The organism is Streptomyces sp. NPDC047869 (assembly GCF_040704065.1).
Classification (GTDB): Bacteria; Actinomycetota; Actinomycetes; order Streptomycetales; family Streptomycetaceae; genus Streptomyces.
Genome location: NZ_JBEYRK010000063.1, coordinates 1 through 5,120, shown reverse-complemented (window position 1 = coordinate 5,120; position 5,120 = coordinate 1). Strand labels below are relative to the sequence as shown.

Genomic DNA, 5,120 nt, shown 5'->3' with positions numbered 1-5,120 from the left:
GGCCCGCGGCAGCCGCTTATCCGCCACTACTAGGGGCCGGGTCTGTTGCGGGGCGCCCACCGACCTGTGGGCGCCCCGCAACAGGCCGGGCGGATCGGTCAGCGCGCGCTGCGGGAGGTGACCGTGAACTGGGCGCCGTCCGGGTCGCGCAGGATCGCCTCCTGCTCGTCCTCGTGCAGCACGCTGCCGCCGTGCTTCTCGGCGGTGCGGGCGCAGCCCGTCACGTCGTCCACCGCGAAGTGGATCTGCCAGTGCGGCCGCACGGACGGGTCCGGGGCCGCCTCGACCGCGCCCGAGTCGATGCGCGCCACCACGTCGCCCCGGCTGCGCAGCACCACCTCGCCGCCCTCGTACTGGACCTCGCAGCAGCCCGGCTTGCCGGTCGCCCAGCCGAGGATCTCGCCGTAGAAGATCGCCGAGTCGAAGGCGTTGCGGGTGTGCAGCCGGATGAAGGTGGGGGCCGCCTGACGCCAGGCCTCCCAGTTGCCGACCAGTTCGCCCTGCCAGATGCCGAAGGTGGCCCCGTCCCGGTCGGCGAGCAGCGCCGCCCGTCCCGGCGGGAAGGACAGCGGCCCCACCGCCGCCGTACCGCCGCGCTCCCGGGCCCGGGACACGGCCTCGTCGGCGTCGGGCACCGCGAAGTACGGGGTCCAGGCCACCGCCATCTGCCACATCGAGGCGACCGCGGCGATCCCGGCCACCGGCACCCCGTTCGCCAGGGCGATGCGGAAGTGCTCGCCGAGCTTGGCGCCGCGCCACCGCCAGCCCAGCAGGGCCGAGTAGAACTCCTGGGTCGCGCCCAGATCACGGCTGGTCAGGCTCACCCAGCACGGGGCGCCGAAGACGGAGTGCGTCGAGACGAGCTCACGCGTCCTCGTCCCGCCACCGGCACGCTTGTCATCGTTCATGGCTGTCGCGTCCTGAGTCTCGGGGCCCGGCGGCCACCGCTCACGCACCAGTGTCCAACCGGAAGGGCCTGAAGTGCGCGTCGAGTACCCCGGTGCCGATCGTCCAGGCGGGTGACAGGATGGGTGCATGACGCACAGCGACGCGGACCGCATCGTCGAGCTGGAGGCGGAGGTCGATCAGCTGAAGGAGGCCGTGGTCTCCCACGCCGTCGTCGACCAGGCCATCGGGATGATGGTCGCCCTCGGCCGAGTGACCCCGGGCCAGGGGTGGCAGGTGCTGAAGGACGTCTCGCAGCACACCAACATCAAGCTGCGCAACGTGGCGGAGCTGATCGTCATCTGGGGCCGCCGCGGCGAGATCCCGCCCGACATCCGCGCCGCGCTGGAGGAGAGCCTGGACCTGGAGGAGAGCCTGGACAGGTACGGCCCCACCCAGGTGCCGGGGACGGCGGGGGACTGAGCCTCAGCCCGCCTCCGCGAGCAGTTCCTCGCGCAGCCGGTCGAAGCAGCCGCTCAGCAGCCGCGAGACGTGCATCTGTGAGATACCCAGTTGCTCGGCGATCCGGCTCTGCGTCATCCCGCCGAAGAACCGCAGGTAGAGGATGGTGCGCTCGCGTTCGGGCAGAGCCGCCAGACACGGTTTGACCGCGGCCCGGTCGATGACCAGGTCGAAGCCGGGGTCCGGTGAGCCCAGGGAGTCCCCGAGCGCGTAACCGTCCGTGCCGGCCACCTCCGCGTCCAGGGACAGCGCGGAGAAGCACTCCAGCGCCTCCATGCCGGTGCGCACCTCGTCCTCGCTCAGCCGGGTGTGCGCGGCGATCTCGGTGACCGTGGGTGCCCGGCCGGGTGTGGTCTGGGCCAGCTCCTTGAGGGCGGCGCGGACCCGGTTGCGCAGGTCCTGCACCCGGCGCGGCACATGCAGGGTCCACATGTGGTCGCGGAAGTGGCGCTTGATCTCGCCGGTGATGGTGGGCACCGCGTACGCCTCGAAGGCCCGGCCGCGGGCCGGGTCGTAATGGTCGACGGCCTTGACCAGGCCGAGCGCGGCCACCTGGTAGAGGTCCTCGAGGGACTCTCCGCGGCCGCGGAACCTTACGGCGATCCGCTCGGCCATCGGAAGCCAGAGCCGGACCAGCTCGTCCCGGAGCGTCCGACGCTCCGCGCCCTCGGGCAGGCTCGCGAGCCGCTCGAAGGACCTGCCCGTGTCAGGGGCGTCGTCGTGGGGGTGAGGCCTGGTGCTGCCAGTGACAGGCATCGCGCGCACCTCTCTCAGCAGGTGCTGATCGACAGACACCGTGGGGGTGCGCTCGGATGCTGGAAGGAACACCGGGGCGCCCGGCCGGTACCGGCTCCCACGGACGTGCCTCCTGTCCGAAGCACTCAGTACCCATTCCCCCTATCGGGCATATCAAAACAAAACGACCCATTCGGGTCATCATCGGGCTCTGTCCCAGCCCGCCGGGCCGCCCGGTGTCCCGGCCTGTCGGTCCCCCCGCGGACGTGATGTGCGGCACGCACCCGGACCCCGCCCGGGACCCTGCCGGAAGGATTTCTCCTGGGCAGGGCTTGATCACCGATCAAAGCGGGCGAACCCGCTGGCCACAGCGCATTCCGCTCATTTGACAGTGCGCTCGGCACACAGATAGACAGCAGCTCTCGAAAGGTGGAGAGGGGCATTGTGTACGAGCCGAACGTGGTCGGGGACTGGCAGGAGTACGACGAGCATGCCGGCCTGCGTATCCGCGTCCACCGCCTGGAGGCGGCCGAGCCGCCGCGCGGACGCGACGACGCCGCCACGGGTCTGACGTACTTCAGTCTCCGGGTCACGATCGAGAACCGCGGCTCGCGGCACTACGGCATCCACCTCGAAGACGGCCAGCTCGACGTCCGGGTCGGCCCGGACGGTGAGGGCGCCTTCATCGACTGGCGGAACTCCCAGTTCATCGAGGGCTTCGACGTCTACCCGCTGCGCCGGGCCACCGCAGTGCTCTACGCGGCCGGTCCCGAGGCGTCCCTGACGCACGTGGACGTCCAGGTGCAGCTGCGGGTGGACGAGGAGTGGACCGAGCGCCGGCTGTGGGCCGGCGGCATCGGCATGCTGGAGGCCACCGCGCCCGCGGCCCCGGCGGCCGGCGCGCAGAGCAGCCTGGCCCACCAGGTGAGCGCCTTCCTCAAGGAGCAGACGGAGCCGGGCGGCGCCTGAGCCGGGTCAGTGCGGGATGCCGTCGATGATCTCCCGCGCCCCCTGCCGCAGCAGCGACACCGCGACCGAGGTGCCGAGCGTGGCCGCGTCCAGCCGGCCCGCCCACTCGTGGGCGTTCAGCCGGGTCTTGCCGTCCGGGGTGAACACGCAGGCCCGCAGGGACAGTTCGCCGCCGCGGTCCACGCGCGCGTAACCGGCGATCGGGCTGTTGCAGTGGCCCTGCAGCACATGCAGGAACATCCGCTCGGCCGTGGCCTCCCGGTGCGTATCCGGATCACCGAGATCGCTGATCACGTCGATCAGCTCGGTGTCGCCCTCGCGGCACTGCAGGGCGAGGATGCCCGCGCCGATCGGCGGCATCATCGTCTCCGTGGACAGCACCTCGCTGATCACGTCCGCACGGCCGATCCGCTCCAGACCGGACACCGCGAGCAGCAGCGCGTCCGCCTCGCCGGCGGCCAGCTTGGCCAGCCGGCGGTTGGCGTTGCCGCGGAACGGCACGCACTCCAGGTGCGGATGCGAGGCGGCGAGCTGGGCCACCCGGCGCACCGCGGAGGTGCCGATCCGGGTGCCCTCGGGCAGCTCGTCCAGGGTGAGTCCGCCCGGGTGGACCAGCGCGTCCCGTACGTCGTCCCGCTTCAGGAACGCGGCGAACACCGTGCCGGCGGGCAGTGGCCGGTCGGCGGGCACGTCCTTGACACAGTGCACCGCGAGGTCCGCCTCCCCGGCCAGCAGGGCCGCGTCCACCTCCTTGGTGAACGCGCCCTTGCCCTCGACCTGGGACAGATCGCCGAGCCACTTGTCCCCGGTGGTCTTCACGGGGACGACCTCGGTGCGTACCCCCGGGCGCAGTACGCCCAGCTCGGCACGTACGCGCTCGACCTGGGCGAGGGCCATCGGCGAGTCGCGGGAGACGATACGGATCAACTCGGGCACGGACATGGTGGACACCATAGACCCTCACGGGCGCCGCTTCCCACGCTCCCCCCTGGACGGCCGTAAGCCGGCGGCGCCGGTGGCGAGGCGTCAGGCGTTCGGGTCGAAGGGGATGCCGGAGGGTTTCGCCGAGGCCAGATGGGAGGCGAAACTCGCGTCCTTCAGGCCGAAGTTGGCGCTGCCGAAGTCGTAGGCGCTCAGTTTCTCGCGCAGCCCCGCCGGATAGCCGTTCCAGCCGACCAGCGGCGGGTACTGCCAGGTGTGCTCGTGGTTCTCCGGCGGCTCGTCGTTGGCGTTGGCCAGCCGGAAGCAGTGCGTACCGATGCCGTCCTTGTGGTAGACGACCTTCGGGTGGCCGCCGTCGAAGCGGACCTCGGAGACCGGGTGCACGGTGAACGAGCCGTGGTTGGACGTCGACACGTACCGCACCTGCCCGTCCTGCACCCACACCACCACGTGCTCCCAGTCGTGCCGGTGCCCGCCGATGCTGCTGCCGGCCAGCGCCTGGTCCTTCTCGAAGTACAGCCCGTAGAGGTAGCCGCACCAGCCGTTGTCGCACTTGTAGCGCGAATAGCTGTTGGTGTTGTCCAGGTCGGAGGCGTCGTGGCAGTTGCCGTTCAGCGCGCCCGTCGGGTTCAGGCCGCCGTTGACCGCGCCGTCCGGCCCGATGGCGGGCGTCGGGTAGCAGCCGTCGGTGTCGTAGTCGAAGGCCGGCTGGTACGCCAGTTCCGCGGGCTCGGCGTTGCGGGGCAGGGCGGCGGGCGGTGCGGCGAAGGCGGCGGAGGGGAAGGCCACGACGAGAGCGGCGGCACCGGCCAGCGCGGCGAGCCAGCTCCGGGGGCGGATACGCGGCGAGGGCATGGGGGACCTCCAACTGCGGTGGGGGGCAGGGGGGTTCAGCATCCCGGCCCTGCGTCCCGCTGCCAAGGGGTCACAGGCGTCACAGAAGTGAAGGACCGTGGAACAGCCGCGTCTAGCCGCAATACCGGTGATTTAGGTTGTTTTCCGGCTGATCGAGGTGGCTCTGGTTGGCCCGACCAGTCGGACCGTCGAGGGGTGTGGCCGTGGTGGGC

Annotated in this window: 6 protein-coding genes; 2 read left to right on the top strand and 4 right to left on the bottom strand. The window is 71.4% G+C overall.

The window, feature by feature from the left end:
* Nucleotides 1-98: 98 nt before the first annotated feature.
* The gene (locus tag AB0924_RS38435) at nt 99-908 is read right to left on the bottom strand and encodes a VOC family protein (protein ID WP_358932858.1); all 810 of its coding nucleotides are present in this window, start codon (nt 906-908) and stop codon (nt 99-101) included.
* 127 nt (nt 909-1,035) lie between these two features.
* On the opposite strand from AB0924_RS38435, the gene AB0924_RS38430 reads away from it, so the two are divergent.
* A complete protein-coding gene (locus AB0924_RS38430; RefSeq protein WP_366913973.1) occupies nt 1,036-1,368 on the top strand; it encodes an ANTAR domain-containing protein in 333 nt (110 codons plus the stop codon).
* Nucleotides 1,369-1,371: 3 nt separating this feature from the next.
* Here the strand turns inward: AB0924_RS38430 and AB0924_RS38425 are convergent, their stop codons facing one another.
* Nucleotides 1,372-2,163, bottom strand: a complete 792-nt coding sequence (locus AB0924_RS38425) for an RNA polymerase sigma factor SigF (protein WP_358932854.1) — start codon at nt 2,161-2,163, stop codon at nt 1,372-1,374.
* A 423-nt stretch (nt 2,164-2,586) separates the two neighbouring features.
* Here AB0924_RS38425 and AB0924_RS38420 point away from each other — a divergent pair, with 423 nt between their 5' ends.
* Entirely contained in the window at nt 2,587-3,111 is a 525-nt protein-coding gene (locus AB0924_RS38420; protein ID WP_358932852.1) for a hypothetical protein, read from the top strand.
* A 6-nt stretch (nt 3,112-3,117) separates the two neighbouring features.
* Here AB0924_RS38420 and hemC read toward each other — a convergent pair whose 3' ends face one another.
* Nucleotides 3,118-4,053: a hydroxymethylbilane synthase gene (gene hemC / locus AB0924_RS38415; protein ID WP_366913972.1), complete on the bottom strand. Its 936-nt coding sequence runs from the start codon at nt 4,051-4,053 to the stop codon at nt 3,118-3,120.
* Between the two features lie 84 nt (nt 4,054-4,137).
* Nucleotides 4,138-4,908 carry an NPP1 family protein gene (locus AB0924_RS38410; RefSeq protein WP_358932848.1) on the bottom strand — a complete coding sequence of 257 codons (771 nt, stop codon included), beginning with the start codon at nt 4,906-4,908 and terminating at the stop codon, nt 4,138-4,140.
* Nucleotides 4,909-5,120 lie beyond the last annotated feature (212 nt).